The organism is Burkholderia torrens, from assembly GCF_984668525.1.
On sequence record NZ_OZ480212.1, the window covers coordinates 160249 to 181921 of the forward strand.

At 69.3% G+C, this 21673-nt stretch carries 20 protein-coding genes; 8 read left to right on the top strand and 12 right to left on the bottom strand.

All coding sequences use genetic code 11. The annotated features are described in order from the left end of the window. Nucleotides 1-11: 11 nt before the first annotated feature. Complete coding sequence (prpF, locus tag AC5LXX_RS17045; RefSeq protein WP_493412359.1) at nucleotides 12-1202, top strand: 2-methylaconitate cis-trans isomerase PrpF; 1191 nt, start codon at nucleotides 12-14, stop codon at nucleotides 1200-1202. Between the two features lie 58 nt (nucleotides 1203-1260). Here prpF and AC5LXX_RS17050 read toward each other — a convergent pair whose 3' ends face one another. From AC5LXX_RS17050 to AC5LXX_RS17080, 7 genes are all read right to left on the bottom strand, one after another. Then, entirely contained in the window at nucleotides 1261-2199 is a 939-nt protein-coding gene (locus AC5LXX_RS17050) for an alpha/beta hydrolase (RefSeq protein ID WP_493412360.1), read from the bottom strand. A gap of 37 nt (nucleotides 2200-2236) precedes the next feature. Beyond that, nucleotides 2237-3391 carry an acyl-CoA dehydrogenase family protein gene (locus AC5LXX_RS17055; RefSeq protein ID WP_493412361.1) on the bottom strand — a complete coding sequence of 385 codons (1155 nt, stop codon included), beginning with the start codon at nucleotides 3389-3391 and terminating at the stop codon, nucleotides 2237-2239. A gap of 38 nt (nucleotides 3392-3429) precedes the next feature. Next, the gene (locus AC5LXX_RS17060) at nucleotides 3430-4752 is read right to left on the bottom strand and encodes an MFS transporter (protein ID WP_493412362.1); all 1323 of its coding nucleotides are present in this window, start codon (nucleotides 4750-4752) and stop codon (nucleotides 3430-3432) included. Between the two features lie 10 nt (nucleotides 4753-4762). Further along, nucleotides 4763-5815, bottom strand: a complete 1053-nt coding sequence (locus AC5LXX_RS17065; RefSeq protein WP_493412363.1) for a porin — start codon at nucleotides 5813-5815, stop codon at nucleotides 4763-4765. Between the two features lie 87 nt (nucleotides 5816-5902). Beyond that, nucleotides 5903-6703 carry an enoyl-CoA hydratase/isomerase family protein gene (locus AC5LXX_RS17070; RefSeq protein WP_493412364.1) on the bottom strand — a complete coding sequence of 267 codons (801 nt, stop codon included), beginning with the start codon at nucleotides 6701-6703 and terminating at the stop codon, nucleotides 5903-5905. Continuing rightward, entirely contained in the window at nucleotides 6700-7920 is a 1221-nt protein-coding gene (locus AC5LXX_RS17075) for a CaiB/BaiF CoA transferase family protein (protein ID WP_493412365.1), read from the bottom strand. The genes AC5LXX_RS17070 and AC5LXX_RS17075 overlap by 4 nt, the downstream gene beginning before the upstream one ends. Before the next feature lie 68 nt (nucleotides 7921-7988). After that, a complete protein-coding gene (locus AC5LXX_RS17080; protein ID WP_493412366.1) occupies nucleotides 7989-8771 on the bottom strand; it encodes a crotonase/enoyl-CoA hydratase family protein in 783 nt (260 codons plus the stop codon). A gap of 134 nt (nucleotides 8772-8905) precedes the next feature. On the opposite strand from AC5LXX_RS17080, the gene AC5LXX_RS17085 reads away from it, so the two are divergent. Both AC5LXX_RS17085 and AC5LXX_RS17090 read left to right on the top strand, forming a co-directional pair. Next, nucleotides 8906-9673, top strand: coding sequence for an IclR family transcriptional regulator (locus AC5LXX_RS17085; RefSeq protein ID WP_493412367.1), 768 nt, complete (start codon nucleotides 8906-8908; stop codon nucleotides 9671-9673). Nucleotides 9674-9762: 89 nt separating this feature from the next. Beyond that, the gene (locus tag AC5LXX_RS17090) at nucleotides 9763-10815 is read left to right on the top strand and encodes a CaiB/BaiF CoA transferase family protein (RefSeq protein WP_493412368.1); all 1053 of its coding nucleotides are present in this window, start codon (nucleotides 9763-9765) and stop codon (nucleotides 10813-10815) included. A 58-nt stretch (nucleotides 10816-10873) separates the two neighbouring features. On the opposite strand, the gene AC5LXX_RS17095 is transcribed toward AC5LXX_RS17090, so the two are convergent. Further along, nucleotides 10874-11317, bottom strand: a complete 444-nt coding sequence (locus AC5LXX_RS17095; RefSeq protein WP_011353771.1) for a PaaI family thioesterase — start codon at nucleotides 11315-11317, stop codon at nucleotides 10874-10876. A 270-nt stretch (nucleotides 11318-11587) separates the two neighbouring features. Here AC5LXX_RS17095 and AC5LXX_RS17100 point away from each other — a divergent pair, with 270 nt between their 5' ends. Further along, the gene (locus AC5LXX_RS17100) at nucleotides 11588-13207 is read left to right on the top strand and encodes a methyl-accepting chemotaxis protein (RefSeq protein WP_493412369.1); all 1620 of its coding nucleotides are present in this window, start codon (nucleotides 11588-11590) and stop codon (nucleotides 13205-13207) included. Here AC5LXX_RS17100 and AC5LXX_RS17105 read toward each other — a convergent pair. After that, on the bottom strand, nucleotides 13180-14289 hold the full coding sequence (locus AC5LXX_RS17105; protein ID WP_493412370.1) for an AGE family epimerase/isomerase: 1110 nt from the start codon (nucleotides 14287-14289) through the stop codon (nucleotides 13180-13182). The two genes, AC5LXX_RS17100 and AC5LXX_RS17105, sit on opposite strands and share 28 nt — an antisense overlap. Nucleotides 14290-14404: 115 nt before the next feature. Between AC5LXX_RS17105 and AC5LXX_RS17110 the strand changes: the two genes are divergently transcribed. The 4 genes from AC5LXX_RS17110 (at nucleotide 14405) to AC5LXX_RS17125 (ending at nucleotide 17560) form a co-directional block, all read left to right on the top strand. Next, entirely contained in the window at nucleotides 14405-15103 is a 699-nt protein-coding gene (locus AC5LXX_RS17110) for an MgtC/SapB family protein (protein ID WP_124450962.1), read from the top strand. A 92-nt stretch (nucleotides 15104-15195) separates the two neighbouring features. Next, nucleotides 15196-16566 carry a flagellar hook-length control protein FliK gene (locus tag AC5LXX_RS17115; RefSeq protein WP_493412371.1) on the top strand — a complete coding sequence of 457 codons (1371 nt, stop codon included), beginning with the start codon at nucleotides 15196-15198 and terminating at the stop codon, nucleotides 16564-16566. A gap of 175 nt (nucleotides 16567-16741) precedes the next feature. Beyond that, nucleotides 16742-16897 carry a hypothetical protein gene (locus tag AC5LXX_RS17120; RefSeq protein WP_185658149.1) on the top strand — a complete coding sequence of 52 codons (156 nt, stop codon included), beginning with the start codon at nucleotides 16742-16744 and terminating at the stop codon, nucleotides 16895-16897. A gap of 183 nt (nucleotides 16898-17080) precedes the next feature. Further along, on the top strand, nucleotides 17081-17560 hold the full coding sequence (locus AC5LXX_RS17125; protein ID WP_493404485.1) for a GNAT family N-acetyltransferase: 480 nt from the start codon (nucleotides 17081-17083) through the stop codon (nucleotides 17558-17560). A gap of 144 nt (nucleotides 17561-17704) precedes the next feature. Here AC5LXX_RS17125 and AC5LXX_RS17130 read toward each other — a convergent pair whose 3' ends face one another. The 3 genes from AC5LXX_RS17130 to AC5LXX_RS17140 all read right to left on the bottom strand — a co-directional run bounded on the left by AC5LXX_RS17130 (nucleotide 17705) and on the right by AC5LXX_RS17140 (nucleotide 21544). Next, on the bottom strand, nucleotides 17705-20782 hold the full coding sequence (locus AC5LXX_RS17130; protein ID WP_493412372.1) for a heavy metal translocating P-type ATPase: 3078 nt from the start codon (nucleotides 20780-20782) through the stop codon (nucleotides 17705-17707). Nucleotides 20783-20972: 190 nt separating this feature from the next. Then, nucleotides 20973-21296, bottom strand: a complete 324-nt coding sequence (locus AC5LXX_RS17135; protein ID WP_493412373.1) for a type II toxin-antitoxin system HicB family antitoxin — start codon at nucleotides 21294-21296, stop codon at nucleotides 20973-20975. Continuing rightward, nucleotides 21293-21544, bottom strand: coding sequence for a toxin HicA (locus AC5LXX_RS17140; RefSeq protein ID WP_493412374.1), 252 nt, complete (start codon nucleotides 21542-21544; stop codon nucleotides 21293-21295). The genes AC5LXX_RS17135 and AC5LXX_RS17140 overlap by 4 nt, the downstream gene beginning before the upstream one ends. Between the last annotated feature and the right edge of the window lie 129 nt (nucleotides 21545-21673).

Genomic DNA, 21673 nt, shown 5'->3' on the forward strand with positions numbered 1-21673 from the left:
GGAACACAGACATGGCTCACATTCCTCAAATCAGGATTCCCGCGACCTACCTGCGCGGCGGCACCAGCAAGGGCGTGTTCTTCCGGCTGCAGGACCTGCCGGACGCCGCGCAGGCGCCGGGCGCCGCGCGCGACGCGCTGCTGCTGCGCGTGATCGGCAGCCCCGATCCGTACGGCAAGCAGATCGACGGGATGGGCGGCGCGACGTCGTCCACCAGCAAGACGGTGATCGTGTCGAAGAGCACGCGGCCCGGCCACGACGTCGACTACCTGTTCGGCCAGGTCGCGATCGACCGTGCGTTCGTCGACTGGACCGGCAACTGCGGCAACTTGTCGGCGGCCGTCGGCCCGTTCGCGATCAGCGGCGGGCTCGTCGATCCGGCGCGTGTGCCGCGTGACGGCATCGCGACCGTGCGGATCTGGCAGGCGAACATCGGCAAGACGATCGTTGCCCACGTGCCGATCGTGAACGGCGCGGTGCAGGAGACGGGCGACTTCGAGCTGGACGGCGTCACGTTCCCGGCCGCCGAGGTGCAGCTCGAGTTCATGGACCCTGCCGCCGAGGAAGAAGGCGCGGGCGGCTCGATGTTCCCGACCGGCAACCTCGTCGACGATCTCGCGGTGCCGGGCGTCGGCACGCTGAAGGCGACGATGATCAACGCGGGCATCCCGACGATCTTCGTCGAGGCGGAAGCGATCGGCTATACGGGCACGGAGCTGCAGGACGCGATCAACGGCGATGCGAAGGCGCTCGAGAAGTTCGAGACGATCCGCGCGCACGGCGCGCTGCGCATGGGCCTGATCGATACGCTCGACGAAATCGCGACGCGGCAGCACACGCCGAAGATCGCGTTCGTCGCGAAGCCGGCCGATTATGTCGCGTCGAGCGGCAAGCGCGTGAACGCGGCCGACGTCGACCTGCTGGTGCGCGCGATGTCGATGGGCAAGCTGCATCACGCGATGATGGGCACGGCGGCGGTGGCGATCGGCACGGCCGCGGCGATCCCCGGCACGCTCGTCAATCTCGCGGCAGGTGGCGGTGAGCGCAATGCGGTGCGGTTCGGCCATCCGTCGGGCACGCTGCGCGTCGGTGCGGAAGCGCAACGCGAGAACGGCGAGTGGACCGTCACGAAGGCGATCATGAGCCGCAGCGCACGTGTGCTGATGGAAGGCTGGGTGCGGGTGCCGGGGGATGCGTTCTGATCGTTGCCGGTTACGGCGATGGCGATGCGGGCGGCTTCGGCCGCCCGCGTCGTTTTCGTCAGCCGTGCAGCAAGCGGCGCAGTGCGTCGTGGCTCAGGCGGCGTGCCGTTTCGGATACGCGCGCACCGGGCACGATGTCGAAGCCGTGTACGCCGCCGGGCAGCACGTGCAGCTCGGTCGGTACGCCCGCGCGGAGCAGGCGCTGCGCGTAGTCGAGATTTTCGTCGACGAACAGGTCGAGCGAGCCGACCGACAGGAACGTGGGCGGCAGGCCGTCAAGCCGCGTGGCGCGTGCAGCGGCCGCGTACGGCGACACGCCGTCGATGCCCGGCGCGTGACCGAGCAACGAGGTCCAGCCGAACCGGTTGTTGGCTGCATGCCAGACGAATTCGCCGGCATGCGGATGCGGCGGGCGCGTGCAGGTGCGATCGTCGAGCATCGGATAGACCAGATGCTGGAACGCGAGCCGGTACTCGCCGCGGTCGCGGGCCAGCAGCGCCAGTGCGGCGGCGAGCCCGCCGCCCGCGCTTTCGCCTGCCACGCCGATGCGCGATGCGTCGATGCCGAGCGCATCGGCATCGCGGAAGACCCATGCGAGCGCCGCGTAGCAATCCTCGATCGCGCCGGGAAACACGGTTTCCGGCGCGAGCCGGTAGTCGATCGAGATCAGCGCGCAGCCGAGCTGCGTCACGAGTGACCGATGAACCGCTTCGAGATCCTTCGCCTTGCCGCGCACGAAGCCGCCGCCGTGCATGTGGACGATTGCCGGGAGCGGGCGCGCGTGATCGTCGGGCAGGTAGACGAGCACCGGGACGTCCGGCGCGCCGGCCGGACCGGGCACCGTGCGGCGTTCGAGCGTGCTGCCGGCAAGGTCGGGAGGCGGCAGCGGCAGCACGCGTTCGCGCGACTGCGCAAGGTTGTCGATGCCGAGCGTGACGGTCGGCCAGGTCTCGAGCAGCGGGCGGATTTCGGGATCGACGAGATGCAGGGTGTCCAACGCGTAGCTCCATCGTGAAGGTGGGGGCGCGCCGTGGTCAGAGTGCGCTGCGCGCGATGACCCAACGGTGCACCTCGGTCGGGCCTTCGAAGATGCGCATCAACCGCGCCTCGCTGGCCATCTGCTGCAATGGCATTTCCTTCGTCATGCCCATCGCGCCGAGCGTCTGCATCGCATGATCGATGACGCTCGATGCCATTTCGGTGGCGAACACCTTGACCATCGAGATCTGCGTGCGCGCATCCTGTCCGGCATCCACGCGCGCAGCCGCTTCGTAGGTCATGAGGCGGCACGCGTGGATCTGCGTGAGCGCGTCGGCGACCCACCACTGGACCGCCTGGCGCTCCGCGAGCGGCACGCCGAAAGTCTTGCGCTGTTTCGCATGGTCGCACAGCATCGCGACCGCGCGCTCGGCGCGGCCGATGCACCATGCGGCCATCTCTAGCCGCCGGTTCGCAAGCCGCGCCTGCATCGGCGCGAAGCCGGCGCCTTCCGGGCCCAGCAACTGCGCGGCGGGGATGCGACAGTCCTCCAGCACGATTTCGTAGGTCGACAGCCCGCCGATCATCGGGATCCGCCGTTCGATGACGAAGCCCGGTGTGTTGCGATCGACGATGAACGCCGTCATGCCGCCGCGCTTGCCCTTGCTTCGATCGGTGAGCGCCATCACGATCGTCCAGTCGGCCTCGGGCGCGTGGCTGATCCAGATCTTCCGTCCGTTCAGCACCCAGCTGTCGCCGTCGCGCACGGCCGTCGTCGACAGCGCACCCGGATCCGAGCCGGCGCCCGGCTCGGAGATCGCCATCGCGGCGCGCGTGACGCCGCGTGCGTACGGTTCGAGATAGCGCGCGCGTTGCGCGTCGTCGGCCACTTCGCACAGCATCCGCAGGTTTGGTGAATCGGGCGGCAGGATGTACGGCGTCACGGTCGTGCCGATCGCTTCGTTCACGCCGACCATCGCGACGGCCGGCAGGTCCGAGCCGCCGGCGTCGAGCGGTGCGTCGAGGCCCCACAGGCCGAGTTGCCGGGACCGCTCGTCGAGATGCGCGCGTTCATCGTCGAGCAGCCCGAAGCGCTGGCCGTCGGCCTCGCGCGCCATCACCGCTGCTTCGAGCGGAATCAGCTCGTCCTTCACGAAACGTGCGACGAGATCGCGGATCATCCGGTGTTCGAGTTCAAGGTCGAAATTCATGGGAGTCGATGAGTGTGAGGAAGGAGAGGCGGATGCCATCAGTGGGCATTCACAGGAGCCGATGCCCTGGCCCGTAGCGTGCCGAGCAGCGCGACGGCGCCGGCCGCGAGCAGCGCGGCGTTGAAATAGAGCCCGCCGCGCATCGACCCGGTGGCCGTGTTGAGCACGCCCATCAGGAACGGGCTCGCGAACCCGCCGATCGCGCCGGACATCGTGATCGCCGCGATCGCGACCGCCATCGAACGCTTCGGCAGCGCGAGCCCCGGCAGCACCCAGAAAGCGGGCAACGACGCGGCGTGCGTGGCGACCGCGATGCAGAGCGCGATCATCAGGTGCGATGTGCCGCCGACCCTCGCCAGCCCGGTAAGCGCCACCGCGCACGCGAACATCGCGACTGCACCGTGCCCGCGCCATTCGCGCCGGCGCTCGGTGCGCCAGCCCATCGCGAGCATGCCGACGATGCCGCACAGGTACGGCAGCGCGGACAGCAGTCCGATCTGCATCGCCCCATGCAGTCCGCCGCGATGCAGGATCACGGGCATCCAGAACACGAGCGCGTAGCCGGCGGCCGCGATCGCGAAATTGGCCGCGCACAGCAGCCAGAAGTCGCGGTGCGCGAGCAGCGGCCGCGCCGCGTTTGCGTTCGGCGTGCCGGCTTCGGCCTGCGCGTGCGCGGCGCGCAGCGCGGCCTTGTCGGCATCCGACAGCCAGCGTGCGTCGTCCGGCCGGTCGTCGAGAAAGCGCAGCGCGACGAGACCGAGTACGCTGCTCGGCAGCCCTTCGACGACGAACAGCCATTTCCAGCCGCTCAGGCCGGCGGCACCGTCGAAGTAGGAGAGGATGGCGCCCGACACGGGGCCGGCGATCAGCCCCGCGAGGTACAGCGCGGTCATGAACAGCGCGAACGCCTTCGCGCGTTGTCGCGGCGGATACCACGCGCCGAGATAGAACAGGATGCCGGGGAAGAAGCCGGCCTCGAACACGCCGAGCAGGAAGCGGCACGCATAGAACTGCACGGGCGTCGTGACGAACATCGTCGCGGCCGAGCCGAGCCCCCATAGCACCATGATCCGGGCGATCGTCCTGCGTGCGCCGATCCGCGCAAGCAGCGCGTTGCTCGGAATCTCGAACGCCATGTAGCCGATGAAGAAGATGCCCGCGCCGAGCCCGTAGACGGCGTCGGAGAAGTGCAGTTCGGCCGCCATCTGCGCGTGCGCGAATCCGATGTTGATCCGGTCGATGAACGACAGCGTGTAGCAGAGGATCAGGAACGGCAGCAGCCGGCGAGAGATCCGCCGGTAGAGCGCCTGCGTCGCGCGCTCGTCGATGGTGGCCACGTGAGTGGAAAGGGTCGGGGTCATGGACACTCCGTCAGAAGCGGTGGACGATGCCGAGCGCGAACACCTGCTCGGTGCCGCCCGGTTGCGGCTGCAGTCCGGCGACGACCGTGTTGCGGGCGACGCCGCCGTTCTTCATGTACAGATAGCGCGCGTAGAGCGACGTGCGCTTCGACAGCGGATGGTCGTAGCCGGCGCCGAGCGCGGTCGCGTCGTTCGCCGAGCCTTTCACGTCGCGGCGCACGATCGAGACGAGCAGGCGATCGAGCGCACCGACGTTGATCGACGCACCGACGCTCGCGGTCGAGAACGCGGGCAGACGCGCCGCCGTGCCGACGCCGTACAGGAACGCGGCGTACAGCTTGACCCGTGCGAACGCGTAGTTGGCCGCGAACACGTAGTGGCGGGTCGTCGACGGCGCGACGACGGGTGCGAGGTTGCCGGCCGACGTATCGCCCTGGAAGCCGGCGCCGACGTAGAGCCCGCCGATCCGGTACTGCAGCCCGGCGCCGTAGTTGCGTCCGGCTTGTGTCGACAGCGCGTTCGGCGTCGGGAAGCCGTACGTGGCCATCACGCGCAGGCCGTTCCAGTCGGGGCTCAGGTACGACGCCGCCTGGTTGAAGCGCGGAATCGGCGGCGTCGTGTTGCTCGTGATCGTGTCCGTCGACGTCGCGAGCAGCGCGAGCGGCGACAGCCGTTCGTTGAGTCCGAACGGATCGCCGTCGTACACGACGTAGAACGCGGGTGTGTATTGCCGGCCGAGCCGGAGGTCGCCGTAGCGTGTGTTCTGCAGCGACACGTAAGCCTGCCGGTAGAACAGCGTGCCGCCCTGGAACGATCCGTCGGCCGGCGAGAAGCCGCTTTCCAGCACGAACTTCGTCGAGGTGCCGCCGCCGAGATCCTCGACGCCCGTCAGTCCGAAGCGGCTCGTCGACGAGCCGCCGCCGCTTTGCCGCATGCTCGACAGGCTGCCGATGCGATCGAATTCGACGTAGCTGTCGACGATCCCGTACAGCGTGACCGACGACGCGTGCGCCGACGTGGCGCACAGCGCGCACGCGCCGATCAGGAGTGCTTTGCGTTGCATGAAGGCGTCTCCTTTCCATGTCTTTTTTGTGGCGCGCCCGCGTTCTGGGAGCGGTTGCGCGCGTGGTGCCGCCGTGTCGTGTCGGGTTCAGCGCCCCTTGAATACCGGTTTGCGCTTCTCGAGAAACGCGCGGGCACCTTCGATCCGGTCCTCGCTCGCGTAGACGTCCGGGCCGACGTCCAGCCGCAGCGCAGCGGCCACCGGAAGCCCCTGGCTGCGCGTCGCGGTTTCCTTGATGCGGCGGATCGTGAGCGGCGCGTTCGCGGCGATCGTCTGCGCCAGTTCGCGCACGGTGTCGTCGAGTGCGGCGCCGGGGACGACGCGGTTCAGCAAGCCGACCCGCTGCGCTTCTTCGGCATCGAAGCGGCGGCCCGTGAACAGCAGCTCCATCGCGATCGCGCGCGGCAGCATGCGCGGCAGCAGTACGCTCGCGAAGTTCGCGCCCATCCCGACCCGCGCTTCGGGCAGCGCGAAGGTCGCGTGATCGGCGGCGATCCGCAGGTCGCACGCGAGCGCGATTTCGCAGCCGCCGCCGATGGCGTGGCCGTTGATTGCCGCGATCGTCGGCTTGCGCAGTTCGAGGATCAGCTCGTGCACGTTGCGGGCGAGCCCGCGCATCGGCTGCATCCCGCGTATCTCGGGATCGCCGAGATCGACGCCCGCGCTGAACGCGCGTTCGCCCGCGCCGCGGATCACGATGACGCGGATCGTCGGGTTGTCGTCGAGCGTGACGAGTTCGTCGCACAGGCGCCGGATCGCTTCGGCGGACAGCGCATTGGCGACATCTGGACGATGGATCGTCAGCCATGCGATGCCGTCGTCGTCGTTGCGCAGGATCGACGGCGCGTCGTCGCCCGTCAGCGAGGAGAACGAGCCGGATGCGCTCATGACGTGCTCCCGGTGGCGTCGGCGCGCGTGTCGTGGAGCACGCCTGCCTGCCGCAGCGCATCCCGGCGCGCCGCGTCGATGCCGAGCGCGTCGAGCACGGTGTCCGTATCGGCGGCGAACGGCTGGGGCGGCCGGCGTATCGAGCCGGGCGTGCGCGACAGTTTGGCCGGAACGCCCGCGCCGATATACGTGTCGCTCTTGATGAACATCGCATTGCGGGCCGCCTGCGGATGGTTGAAACCATCGGCGATGGTGTTGACCGGCCCCGTCGCGACGCCGGCGCGCATCAGTCGATCGACGACCTCGTCGGCGAGCAGCTCGCCGGTCAACTGCCCGATCAGCGCGTCGAGCGCATCGCGGTGCGCGACGCGCTGCGCGTTGGTCGCGAAACGCGGATCGCGGGCGAGCTCGGGCACGCCGAGCGCTTCGACCATCCTTGCGAACGTGCGGTTGTTGCCGGCGCCCGTTGCGACCGGCTTGTCCTTGCACGGATAGACGCCGTACGGTGCGATCGCGGCGTAGACGTTGCCCGTCGCGACGGGCACCTCGCCGGTCGCCATCCAGCTCGTGCTGACCGGATGCAGCATCGACAGCGCGGTGCTGAACAGGTCGATGTCGACATGCTGCCCGAGGCCGGAGCGCGTCCGTTCGACCAGCGCCAGCAGGACGCTCGACACGGCACTCAGGCCCGCCGCGAAATCGACGACCGGAAACGGCACCTTGAGCGGCACGCCGCCCGGCTCGCCGTTGATCGACATGAAGCCGGCGAGGCCCTGCGCGACGGCGTCGTAGCCCGGAAACCGCGCGAGCGGGCCGTCGGTGCCGTATCCGGAGATCGAGCAGTGGACGAGGCGCGGGAAGCGTTCGCGCAGGCAGACTTCGTAGCCGATGCCCCAGCGTTCGAGTGTGCCTTGCTTGAAGTTGTCGATCAGCACGTCGGCTGTTTCGAGCAGACGGAACAGCACGTCGCGTCCGTCGGGATGCGACAGGTCGAGCGCGAGATTGCGCTTGTTGCGGTTGAGTCCCCAGTAGTAGCTGGACAGGCCGTTCGGCATCGCGGGCCCCCAGTCGCGCGTTTCGTCGCCCTGCGGCGGTTCGATCTTGATGACGTCCGCGCCGTGGTCGGCGAGCGTCTGCGCGCAGAACGGCCCCGCATAGACGCGGCTCAGGTCCACCACACGCACGCCTGCGAGCGCGCCTTCGTTACTGCTGGTCATGACGATGTCTCCTTCGATGTGGATTCGATGCGCCGGCTGCGCGGCCGTGATGCGTCGCGGGCGCGGGTTCAGCCGCGTGCGGCGAACAGTGCGTTGACTGCCGCTCGATGTTCAGGGGTCGCGTGCGCGAACGCCTGGTACGACGCGGACAGGTCGAGCAGCGTATCGAGACTCGCGTGGCGGCCTTCGCGCAGCAGCCGCTTGGTCAGGCGCAGTGCGGTGCCTGAATGACGGGCGATGCGGCCGGCCAGCTCATGGGCGTGCGCGAGGAGATCGCCGTCGGGCACGACGCGCGACACGAGCCCGCAGCGCAACGCAGCCTGCGCGTCCAGCGCATCGCCCGTGAACGACATTTCCGCGGCGACGGCGGCGCCGACGATCCGCGGCAGGAACCATGCGCCGCCGTCGCCGGGCACGAGGCCGAGGGCGATGAAGCTCTCGGCGAAGCGCGCGCGATCGGCAGCGATGCGGATGTCGCACATGCACGCGAGATCGGTGCCGGCGCCGATCGCCGGGCCGTTGATCGCCGCGATGGCAGGCACTTCGAGGTGCTGGAACGCCTGTGCAAGGCGCTGGATCCCGCGGCGATAGCTCGTCCGGATCGCGGCGGGATCGTGCGGGTCCGATTCGATGAACGCGCGCATGGCCTTCACATTGCCGCCCGACGAGAACGTCGTGCCGGCGCCGGTCAGGACCAGCACGCGGATCGATTCGTCGCGGTTCGCGTCGTCGCAGCATTCGGTCAGTGCGTCAATCGCATCGGTGTCCGAAATGGCGTTGCGGGTTTCGGGACGGTTCATCGTGACGGTCAGGATCGGGCCCTGCCGTTCACGGATCAGAAAGGCTGCCATGGTGTCTCCGTGTGTTCCGTGCCGCGGGACTTCACGCCGCGGGCCGAAGCCTAGTATCGTCACGACGGTTGGCGGCGGGAAATTCCGTTCCACATATGTGGAAGGCCCGTCCCGGTAGCTGCGGAGAGGGCGGGATGAGCGGAAACGTGGTCAAGAGCGCGGCGCGCGTGTTCGAGGTGCTGGAACTCTTCAGTACATTGCAGCGGCCGCTGAGCGTGCGCGAGATCGCCACGCGCTGCGGGTATCCGGGGTCGAGTGCGGCGGCGCTGCTGACCAGCATGAAGACACTCGGCTATCTCGCGTACGACGACGCGACTCACGCTTATGCGCCTACTGCACGGCTCGTCAATCTCGGCGAGGCGCTGGTCGACTCGGCGGCCGGCAGCCGGCGACACTGGCGTGCCGTCGCGAAGCGGCTGGCGGCCCGCACGCACGAGGCTGTCGTGATCGCGGTGCAGAGCGATCTGTACGTGCAGTACATCGATGCGGTGGAGGGCTCTCATACGATTCCGATCCAGTTCTACGCGCCGATCGGCACGCGTCGCGAGATCTGCATGTCGGGGCTCGGCTGGGCGCTGCTGAGCCTTCAGCCGGACAGCGCGATCCGCCGGCTCGTGTCACGCAGCATCCGCCGGATCGGGAAGTCGGGCAGGACGATCGACGAGGATGTCGTGCTCGACAAGGTCGAACAGACGCGCCGGCTCGGCTACTCGTATTCGGCACATACGGTCACGCAGGGCGCCGCGATGATCTCGATGGTGATCGCGGACGGCTGGAACGGCCTGCCGCTGGCGATGGGGGTGGCCGGGCCCGTCGAGCGGATCGACGCGCGTCGCGACGCGATCGTGACGGCGATGCTGGAGGCGCTGGACGCGCAGCGTCGGGATGCGGCGGCTGGCTGATCGGACGATGCGGACGCGCGCAGGCATTCGCATAGAATCGGGAGGTTTCGCCGCTCTTGTGCCGGCTGCATTTCAGCGAGGTCGTCGCCATGTCATTGAACGCGCCGCTTTCCGGCATCCACATCGTCGAATTCGAAGGTCTCGGCCCCGGCCCGCTCGCGGGCTGGATGCTCGCCGGGATGGGCGCGCGGATCACGCTGATCGCGCGCCCGTCCGGCCGCACGAGCGCGCCGGATGCGCTGCGGGCCCGCGACGGCGACCTGCTGCGCGAAGGCAAGACGATCGTCGAGCTCGACCTGAAGGCGCCGGCCGGCCGTGACGCCGCGCTCGACCTGATCGCGCAGGCCGACGCGTTGATCGAGGGCTTGCGGCCCGGCGTAATGGAGCGGCTTGGCCTCGGGCCCGACGATTGCGCACGCCGCAACCCGAAACTCGTGTACGGGCGGATGACCGGCTGGGGCCAGCACGGCCCGCTCGCGGCCGCGGCCGGGCACGACCTGAACTACGTCGCGCTGACGGGGCTGCTGTCGCTGTCCGCGCCGCGCGACGGCCGGCCCGGTGTGCCGCCGACCGTCGTCGGCGATGCGGGCGGCGCGCTCGGGCTCGCGTTCGGAATCGTCTGCGCGCTGTTCGACGTGCGCGGCGGCGGGCCGGGGCGCGTGGTCGACGGCGCGATCGTCGACATCGTGTCGATGCTCGGCTCGCTCGCGCTGTGGGCGCGCGCGAACGGGCAGCTCGACGGCGCGCAGCCGAGCCTCTTTCACGATGCGCCGTTCTACGACGTGTATCGCTGCGCGGATGGCGAATGCGTGACGATCGGCGCGCTCGAGCCGCCGTTCTATGCGCTGCTGGTCGAACGGCTCGGGCTGACCGACGTCGATCCGGCGTCGCAGTACGACCGCGCGCACTGGCCCGCGTTGAAGGCGCGTTTTGCCGACGTGTTCGCGCAGCAGCCGTCAGCACACTGGCGCGCGCTGCTCGAAGGCACCGACGCGTGTTTCGCGCCGGTGCTGAGCGTGGCTGACGCGGCCGTGCATCCGCATAACGCGGCGCGCGGGATCTATCGGACGGATGAACACGGGACCGTGCGGGCGAGGGTGGCGCCGCGGTTTTTGCCGTTGGCGGGTGATGAGGGGGGCTAGCGGAGGCGACTCCGGTGCGTCGCGGCCGGAAATAGCGTGCGGGCCGTTCAGGCCGGTTTCACGCCGTTTCCTCCGGCGCATCCGGCATCTTCCCGTCGCCGACGCGATTGATCGTGCCTTGCGCGATCGCGACGAGCCGCTCGTGGTCGCCGTCGATGACGAACACATGGCACTGGCACGTCGCCTGATGCCGGCCCGCGTAGACGAGCTTCGCGCGCGCGACGAGCGTGCCGTTCACGGCCGGCCGCAGGTAGTTGATCTTGTATTCGGCGGTGATCACGCGCGGGCCGAGCACGAGCGCGCCGGCGAATGTCAGCGCATTGTCCGCGAGATAGCTGATGACGCCGCCGTGCACGAAACCGTGCTGCTGCCGCAGTTCCTCGCGCACGGGCAGGCACAGCGACACTTCGTTGTCGCCGATATGCATCAGCTCCGTCCCCAGCAGCATGCTGAACGGTTGCGCGCGCAATGCGCCGCGCGCGTGGTCCGTGATGTCGGTCATCGAACTTTCCTCGAAATGAGTGCCCGCTTGCGCTGAACTCTAGGAAGGGGCCTCCGGATAAGCAAGGAAATTCGTCCGCGTTTCCTGCAAATTCAGAAGCGATGCGACGCGATTATTGCGTCAAATACCGAAGATCTCGCGGTTTGCGGGCGATTCCGCGGGGATGCGCGGGCAACGCGAACTTTGCCGCCTTCCATTCCTAAAGTCCGACGAAGAAATGCCGCTAATGCCGGGGCATTGCCTCATCGTCCGCTCTCCAGGAATCTCCCCATGTTCGGAAAAATCAAGCTCGCGTCGGGTCTGCTCGGCGTGTTGACCGTGTTCTGCCTGTTCCTGCTCGCGATCGAAGCGCTCGGCTTCTGGACGCTCACGTCGACGCGCAGCGGCGTCGACGACCTGTCGAACGTCGCGATCGCGCAGGTCGATGCGGCCAGCCGGGCGACCGAGCAGCTGCTCGACGCGCGCATCAACCTGTCGCGTGCGGGCACGCGGATGGTGCGCGGCGGCCCGAAGCCGGAAGACATCATCCGCCATGCGGGCGCGTCGCTCGCGGAAGCGGACAAGGCGTTCGCCATGCTGACGGCCGCGCCGGCGGTCGACGACACGAACCGCGCGCGCGTCGCCGCGCTCACCGAGCGCTATCGCGCGCTGCGCGGCGCGCTGGGCGAACTCGTGCAGTTCCTCGACGCCGACAACATCCAGGCCTTCCTCGACCAGCCGACGCAGAGCATCCAGGATGCCTATATCGCCGAACTGCACCGCTTCACCGACTATGGCGGCGCATCGAGCCGCGCGGCTCTCGACACGATCGACGGCGGCATGCGCTGGTTCAAGTCGGTCGGCATCGTGCTGCTGGTGGCGATGCTCGCGGCGAGCGCCGCGATCTACGCGGCTGCACGGCGCGCGGTCGTCGCGCCGCTGGAAGAAGCCGGCCGCCATTTCGAGCGGATCGCGCAGGGCCGGCTCGATGAAACCGTGCGGGCCGGCGGCGTGTTCGAGATCGACCGGATGCTGCGCGGCCTCGCCACGATGCAGACGAGTATCGCGGGCACCGTGCGCACGGTGCGCCAAGCGTCCGACGCGATTCACCTCGGCGCGGGCGAGATCGCGGGCGGCAACGCCGACCTGTCGGCGCGCACGGGCACGCAGGCCGCGTCGCTGGAGGAAACGGCCGCGAGCATGGAGGAACTGACCGCGACGGTCCGGCAGAACACCGACAGCGCCCGCGCAGCCAGCGCGCTGGCCGATGCGGCGCTCGAAGCGACGAGCCACGGCGGCGGCGTGGTCGACAGCGTGATCGACCGGATGCGTGGCATCGCACAGAGTTCGGGGCGGATCGCGGAGATCATCTCGGTGATCGACGGCATTGCATTCCAGACCAACATCCTCGCGCTGAACGCGGCGGTCGAGGCCGCGCGGGCCGGCGAGCAGGGGCGCGGGTTCGCGGTGGTCGCGGGCGAAGTGCGCTCGCTCGCGCAGCGCAGCGCGCAGTCGGCGAAGGAGATCAAGGCGCTGATCGAGGATTCGGTCGCGCAGATCAACGGCGGCGCGGAGCTCGTGGAGCGCGCCGGCGATGCGATGCGGACGGTGTCGGCGTCGATCACGCGCGTCGTGCAGACGATGTCGGAGATCACCGCGGCGTCGGTCGAGCAGACCGTCGGGATCGAGCAGGTAAACCAGGCCGTCACGCAGATGGATCAGCTGACGCAGCAGAACGCGGCGCTGGTCGAGGAAGTCGCGGCGGCGGCCGCGTCGCTGAACGACCAGACCGCGCACCTGATGCAGGCGGTGTCGGTGTTCGAGCTGGGTGACGGACGCGCCGCGCACGGCGAGCGCGCGGCGCCGTCGTTCGCCGGGACGCCTTACGAACCGGCCGGCAGCGCCGCGTAGGCGGTCGCGAGGTGGTAGGGCGTCGTCGACGGCATGTCGGCGCGCGCGACCTGCCCATCCGCCGTCTTGCACTCGAACCAGCCGCGCGGATGCAGGAAGCGCGCGGCGAACCGCTCGATCTGCCGCGCGAGCGGCGCGGACGCCGGCGTGCCGCCGTGCGTCGCGAGCGCACGCAGGTATTCGGTCTGCGCCCAGATCCGCTGCGTACCGTCGATGCACGCGCCTTGCGCGTCGAGCGCCGCGCACACGCCGCCCGTCTGCGGATCGACGCCGTATTGCTCGGCGAACGCGAACGCACGCGACAGCGCGGCGGGGAGCCCCGTCTGCGCGAGCCGCGCGCCGGCCGCATCGACCAGGTAGAACCATTCGAACTGATGGCCGGGCTCGAAACGGTTGTCGGTCGCCCCGAGCGGCAACTCGGCGACGCAGCCGGTCGTCGCATCGACGAACGTGCGCTCGACGGCGTGCGCGGTGCGCGCGAGCGCGTCGTCGAACGCCGCGTCGCCGAAAGCATCGGCGGCCGCGAGCCACGCTTCGGTCAGGTGCATCAGCGGATTCTGCAGCGCACCGCTGCCGGAGGGCGAAAAATCGGCATGGCGGGCCGCGTCGAGCAGCGCGTCGCCGGGGTGCGGCGCGAAGCGGTCCTGGATCAGCGCAGCGGTTTCCTCGGCCACCGCGCGCGCAGCGGCGTCACCCGACGCCGCATACCACGCGGCGCACGCGAACACGATGAAGGCGTGCGTGTAGAGATCCTTGGTCGTGTCGAGCGGTGCGCCCTGCGCGTCCACGCTGTAGTGCCAGCCGCCGTGGCGCGGGTCGCGAAAGTGGCGGCCCAGCGCGTCGAACAGCGTGGCCGCGTGCGCGGTGTCGCCGGCCTGTGCGAACACGAACAGTTGCCGTGCACAGGCCATTGCGCGATAACGGGTCACGGGCAGCGGCGCGTGGGTGGCCGGATCGACGGCTTCGAACGGCAACTGTAATGTCTGGTCGAACCCTGAACCCCGCCAGATCGGCAAGACGACGTGCGCGAAATGGTGGCGCAGCTGGGCGGCCTGGGCGGAAGCGGAGTCGGAAACGGGCATGACGGGGTTGAGCGCTTGGATCGAAACGTGTCGGCGCGGCCCGGAGGATCGGCGCGGCCGGGGCCAAGGATAAAACATTCCGCGCGGCCGGCACCAGAAAAAGGAGAGAAAGCGGATGCTCAGCAACCTGGAACTCGTGATGCGGCTCGTTCTCGCGGCGGCGCTCGGCAGCGTCATCGGCTTCGAGCGCGAGCGCCTGTCGTGGGCGGCCGGCCTGCGCACGCACATGCTGGTGTGCGTCGGCTCGACGCTGATCATGATCGTGTCGGCGTTCGGTTTCGCCGACGTGCTCGGCCGCAGCGACCACATCGTGCTCGACCCGTCGCGGATCGCCGCGCAAGTCGTGTCGGGCATCGGCTTCCTCGGCGCGGGCTCGATCCTGCTGCGCGGCGAGATCGTGCGCGGGCTGACGACGGCCGCGAGCCTGTGGTCGGTCGCCGCGATCGGCCTCGCGGTGGGCGGCGGGCTCTACGTGGCGTCGATTTCCGCGACGATCATCATCCTGATCATCCTGGCCGGCATCAAGCCGCTGGAGCGGCGCTACTTCACGGTGCGCCAGCGGCGCCAGCTCGCGCTGACGGTCGTGAGCGGCGCCTTGACGTTCGATTCGCTGCACGCGGCGCTCGGGCCGTCGAGTGCGCGCGTGAAGCAGTTCATCGTGCAGCGTGCCGACGATACCGGCGAGCACGACGAAGTGCGCATCGCGCTCGCACGGGTGTCGGAACTCGAATACCAGGCGATCTGCGACAAGCTGCGTGCGCTGAAGGGCGTCACGCGTTTCGAAGAGGGCAACGGGCTGTCGGGCGACGAATAGCCTGAATCGGCAACGGACCATGCGACAATGGCCGACCACCGATTCCGTTCGACATCCGGCTCCGCGCCCGCGGGCCCCGCCATCCGATTTCCATGACCGAATCCGTTTCCTCGCCTCGCTCCCGCTCCCGTTCCATTCGTTCGTCGACCCGTTCCCGCCGGCGCTCGGCCGCTGCCGCGGGCAGCACGTCCGCGAGGGCGACGGCGCGGCCCGGCAATGCGCCGGCCGGCGATGCGCCGCGGGACGAACGGACGCTCGACCTGTTCGGCGATCCGGTGCTCGAGCCGGGCGAGCGTGCGCCGGTTGCGGCGCGCGACGAGGCCGCCGCGGAAGCCGACGCGGCGGCGGGTACCGCGGACGGGCGCCAAGCCTCGCTGGACGGGTTCAGCGTGCCGGAGGAGGAGGCTGCCGCCTCGGCCGGGCACGCGGAAGCGGAAGGTGCGGCGACGCCGGATCTCGTGGTGGCCGCCGAGGGTGTTGCGACGCCGGAAGGTGGTGCGACCGCGAACGTCGACGGCGCATCTGCCGGTGGCGGCGCCACGAAGGCAGCCGATTTGCCTGCGGCCGATGGCGTGGCAACGAAGGCTGGCGTGCCTGCGGCCGACGCCGCCGTGAAGGTGGCGGCCACGCTGCAATCGGCTGATGTCGCTGCGGCGCATGCGGCCGAATCGCCAGCGGCGGATGCCGAAGTCGCGAAGCCGGCCGCCGAGGTGGTGGCCGTCAAATCCCGCGAAGGAAAATCGGCCGGCGATGCCGTGAAGGAGCGCCGCCCGTCGTCGGGCGGCAAACGCCGGGCGGCTGCCGGCGCCAGTGAAGCGGCGCCGATGCAATCCGCGCCGACTGCGACGAGCGTTGACGCGGCGCCGGAAGCGGCTGAATCGACCCGCTCGCCGGACGTTGCCGCTGCGCCTGCCGAGCCGCAGACGCCGGTACAACCTGCCGAGCCGGCAATTGCCACGAACTCCGCGCCCGCAAGGGAAGCGACCGCGCAGCCTGACATTGCGCCGTCACTCGTTGCCCAGCCTGTGGCTTCCGCTGCGTCCTTCGTCACGAAGCCGTCGGCGGAACGCGCGCAACCGGCCGCGCCGGTCTTCGACCCGGACACGCACCTGCGCCCGCTGACCGACCGGTTCGCCGCGCTGCAGGCTGATGTGGACGGCCTGACGCACGCGGCCGATCGCGAGATGCGCCGCGTCAACCGCCTGCTGCTGGCGCTGGCTGTCGTCGTGCTGGCCACGCTCGTCGCGCTGGTGCTGCAAACGCGACAGATCGCGCACCTGAAACAGGACGTGGCCACGAAGCAGCAACGGATCGATCGCCTCGCGGCCGATCTGTCGACGCAGCAGGCGACGCTGATGACGCTCGAGGAACACCACGAAGCGCTCCTGTCGCAAGTCGACCGGCTGCAGCGCACGGCGAACCGCGAGGCGGCCGTCGCGAAGCGTGTTCGTCGCACGCGTTAATCGTTTCGACCCTATCCTGAAAGCCCGACGGAGCAAGGATCGCCGTTCCGCGGCGGCGATCGGCTGTCGCGCGCCTGCGGCAAACTGATGCGGCTCACTGGCAGAGTTCAGGGAAAACCCTTAGAATGAAGGTCATCTAAGGGAAAACCCTAGTCACATCTGTCAGGAGTCTCACATGAGCTTCATCCTCGCCCTGCTGCAAAAGATCGACGACCTGTTCGTGTCGCCGCACCTGCCCCTCGACGCCGAATACTCGTACGCAGCGCGTCATGCCGAAGCCGAGCGCGTGCGCCGTGCGCATCTCGTGCCGATCGTCCTGTACCGTCGCTGATTCGCTGATTCGCTGATTCGCTGATTCGCTGATTCGCTGATTCGCTGATTCGCTGATTCGCTGATTCGCTGATTCGGCGCGGCGCTCGCCGCACCTGCCTGCCCGCTTTCCACCGCCGCATTGCGCGCCGGTGCGACCGTCCCGCTACACTGGAAGTCCGATTCCCTCGACGGCGACCGGGCCATGCTGCAGATGCGGCCGATGACGGCCGGCGAATTCCACGCGTACCGCACGCGAGCCATCGACGGCTACGCGCGCGATCTCGTTTCATCCGGACAAAACGCTGCCGAAGACGCCGCCGATCGTGCGCGCGCCTGTTTCGACACGCTGCTGCCGGACGGCCTGCTGACCGCCGGCCAGACCCTCGTGATGCTCATCGACGGCGCCAGCGGCGACGCGGTGGGCGACCTCTGGTACGCAATCGTGCCCGAAGGGCCGAACCGCACGCTGTTCATCTACGACCTCGACATCGTCCCGTCCCGGCGCCGCCAGGGCTGGGCCACGCGCACGCTCGATGCGCTCGACGCCGAGGCGCGCCGGTACGGCGTCACCGAGATCGGTCTGTCGGTGTTCAATCACAACACGGCGGCCCGTGCGCTGTATCGCGCGTGCGGCTTCGCCCCGATCACGACGACGTTGATCAAGCCGGTCGTTTCGGACTGAAATCACCGGCGCGGTACGCGCTGCCGATCCGGCGTGTCGCAACCGGCCGACGCCGGCAATCCTCCCGAACCTTCCTGCTGGCCGCCGGCCGATAGCCGAACGGCCACTCTCCCGTCCGGCCATCGCCTTCGCCACCGCCACGCATCAGCGTGCGCGGCCTTTCCATCTCCGCAGCAGCAACGCGTTGGTCACGACGCTGACGCTGGAAAACGCCATCGCCGCGCCCGCGATCACCGGGTTCAGCAAGCCGAATGCCGCGAGCGGCACGCCGACCAGGTTGTAGACGAACGCCCAGAACAGGTTCTGCTGGATCTTCCGGTACGTGCGTCTGGAGATGTCGATCGCGTCGGCGACGAGCGCCGGGTCGCCGCGCATCAGCGTGATGCCGGCCGTATGCATCGCGACGTCCGTGCCGGTCGCCATCGCGATGCCGACATCGGCCGCGGCGAGCGCGGGCGCATCGTTGATCCCGTCGCCGACCATCGCGACGACCCCGCCGTGCGTGCGCTTCAGCTCGGCGACGACGCGCGCCTTGTCGTCGGGCAGCACTTGCGCATGCACTTCGCCGATGCCGAGCGACGCCGCGACGGCCGCCGCGCTGCCGCGGTTGTCGCCGGTCACGAGCGCGCTGACGACGCCGCGCGCCGACAGCGCTGCGATCGCGTCGCGGGCGCCCGGCTTCACGGTGTCGCCGAACGCGATCAGCGCGAGCAACGCGCGCGGCGCATCGGCACGCATCAGCCACGAGATCGTGTTGCCGGCGCGTTCGAGTTCGGCTGCGCGGGCGTCGAGCTCCGGCGGCACCGCGAGGCCGAGCTCGTCGCGCCAGCGCGTGCTGCCGAGCGCGAGCAGGTGCCCGCCGACGCGCGCTTCCACGCCGCGTCCGGCCACCGCGCGCGCGTCGACCGCGACGGCCGGCGGTGCGGTGTCGCCGCGCGCGGCCACGTCCGCATCGTGCGCCGCGACCACGGCCCGCGCGAGCGGATGGTCGCTCTGGCGCTGCACGGCCGCCGCGAGCGCGAGCGCTTCGTCGCGCGGCATGCCGACGGCTTCGAATGCCGTCACCGACGGCTTGCCTTCGGTCAGCGTGCCGGTCTTGTCGAACGCGATCACGGTCGTGCGCTGCGCGAGTTCGAGTGCCTGCGCGTCCTTGATCAGCACGCCGTGCCGCGCCGCGACACCGGTGCCTGCCATAATCGCGGCGGGCGTCGCGAGGCCGAGTGCGCACGGGCAGGCGATCACGAGCACCGCGACCGCGTTGAGGATCGCGGCTTCCGTCCCGGCACCGGCAATCAGCCAGCCGGCCAGCGTCAGCACCGCGATGCCGAGGATCGCCGGCACGAACACTTCGCTGACGCGATCGACGAGCCGCTGGATCGGCGCCTTCTCGGCCTGCGCGGATTCGACGAGGCGGATGATGCGCGCGAGCGTCGTTTCCGCGCCGATCGCGGTGGTTTCGACGACGAGCGCGCCTTCGCCGTTGATCGAGCCGGCCGTGACGGGGTCGCCGGCGTCTTTAGGCACGGGCAGGCTTTCACCGGTGATCAGCGATTCGTCGATGTGCGAGCGTCCCGACAAAATCCGGCCGTCGACGGGGACGCGTTCGCCCGGCCGGATGCTGACCTGCGTGCCGACGCGCACCTGCGCCAGCGGTACGTCGCGTTCGACGCCGTGCTCGATGACGCGCGCGCGGTCGGGGCGCAGCGCGTTCAGCGCACGGATCGCCTCGGTGGTCTGGCGCTTCGCGCGCGATTCGAGCCATTTGCCGAAGCGCACGAGCGTGACGATCACGGCCGACGCCTCGAAATACAGGTGGCCGGGATGCGCGGGATCGCGCAGCAGCATCCACAGGCTCAAGCCGTACGCGGCCGACGTGCCGAGTGCGACGAGCAGGTCCATGTTGCCGGTGCGCGCCTTCACCGCATGCCAGGCAGCGCGGTAGAAGCGTGCGCCGAAGCCGAACTGGACGATCGACGCGAGCACGAGATGGAGCCAGCCCGGCAGCATCAGGTCGATGCCGAACGGCGCGACCAGCATCGGTGCGACGAGCGGCGCGCTCAATACCGCCGACCAGATCACGAGGTTGCGTTCGCGAACCGCTTCGCGGCGCTTGCGGGCGTCGGGGTCCGGTGCGGCGCTGGCCGGCTGCGCGTCGGCGCTGGTCGTTGCGCCGGCTGACGGCGCGGCGGCGAGTGACGCACGGTAGCCGGCTGTGGTGACCGCCGCGATCAGCGTGGCGGTGTCGAGTGCGCCGGCGCCGTGCACCGACGCGCGCTCGGTCGCGAGGTTCACGGATGCGCGCGCGACGCCCGGCACGGCGGTCAGCGCCTTTTCGACGCGGCCGGCGCAGGACGCGCAGGTCATGCCGCCGATGTCGAGTTCGAGGTCGGCGGAGGCGGGCGAGGCTGCGGGCGGCGTGGCGACGGCGACTGGCGTCGCGCCGTAGCCGGCCTGTTTCACCGCTTCGGCGAGCCGTGCGGCGGATACGTCGGCCGACGCGTCGACGGTGGCGCGTTCGGTCGCGAGGTTGACCGACGCGTGCGTGACGCCCGGCACCTTCGCCAACGCCTTCTCGACGCGCGACACGCAGGACGCGCAGGTCATCCCGTCGATGTCGAGTTCGATGCTGGCGGGTGCGGTAGGTGTGGCAGATGTAGCGGGGACGGCGGCCGGGAGCGTGAGATCGGCCGCCGTCGGCGTCGCGTCATAGCCGGCCTGCTTCACGGCATCCACCAGTTGCGACGCGGAAACGCCAGCCGACGCGTCGACGGTGGCGCGTTCGGTCGCGAGGTTGACCGACGCGCGCGTGACACCCGGCACCTTCGCCAGCGCCTTTTCGACGCGCGACACGCAGGATGCGCAGGTCATCCCGTCGATATCGAGTTCGATCGTGGCCGCGGCGGGAGGAGGTTCAACTGCTGCCGACGGCGTTTCGTCGCGCAGCGCAGGTGCCGCACGCACGGCCGCGACGGCTTCGACCGCCGCTTCACGCACGGCCGCGCCGTAGCCGGCCGCGCGAATTGCATCGACGAGCCGGCCGGGCTCGACCGTGTCCTGCGCGGTGACCGTCGCCGCCTGCGTGTCGAGATCGACCGCCGCATCGACGACGCCCGGCACGGCGGCCAGCGCGCGCTGCACGCGGCCCGTGCAGCCGCCGCAATGCATGCCGTCGACGCTCAGTTCGATCGTTTGCAGCGCTGCGGAGGCAAGTGGTTCAGTCATGTCGGATTCCCCAAAAGCGCGGTTCGTGCCGCGAATGGTTCCAGTATCAACATTCCCATGATGGTAAGGTCAAGCGTCGGCGGCGATGCGACGCATGTCGATGTACACAGGGTGTCACAACGTGGAAAAAACAAACGCCCGGCTTCCAGACGGACAGCCGGGCGGTCGTGCGTTGCGCTTGATTACGTGGTCAGGCGCAGAGCTTGGCGCTTGCGAGGCGATTCAGGCTGACGCCTTGCTCGGCGGCCTGGATGACCAGCGCACGGTGCGCCTGTGGCGGGATGCGAACCTTGAACTCGCCGCTGTAGGTCCGGTCGGCGATCGGATCGGGCACCTTCTCGCCGTTCGCGGTCATGTCGCGCACGACATCGGCGACGAGCCGGCGAATGCCCGTCAGCGCGCCTTCCGGCGTGGCGTCGAGCCACGAAAGAGACGGAAACTCCGCACAGAGGCCGACGTGCTCCCCGTCGTCCGGGGACCACGTTACGCGGTACGTAAAGTGGTCTTGGGTCATGATTTCTGTTCCTTCAGTCGATCGATCGCGTCGAGAACCTGTCGCATCGGGTACGCCTTCGCTTTCCCGCGATCATTCTGGATATTCACTCGAGGATCGCCTTGCCACGGTGTCTTGAAAATAGCGTGGCTGGAACCCGATTGGCGGGCCGCTCCGAAGTGTGCCTCGCAGACCTTGAACAGGTCGTTGAAACGCACATTCGCGGGCTCGCGCCTCATTTGATCGAGAATCTTCCATTCGCTTGCCATAGCAAATGGTGTCAATAATGACACCATTTGTCCGCGCTGGTCACGAACCCTCTGCCACCGCCCTTCCCGCCGGCAACCGAACTAGCGCCCGCCCTGTTATTCGGCATATTGGGGGATGCCCTTAGGCGC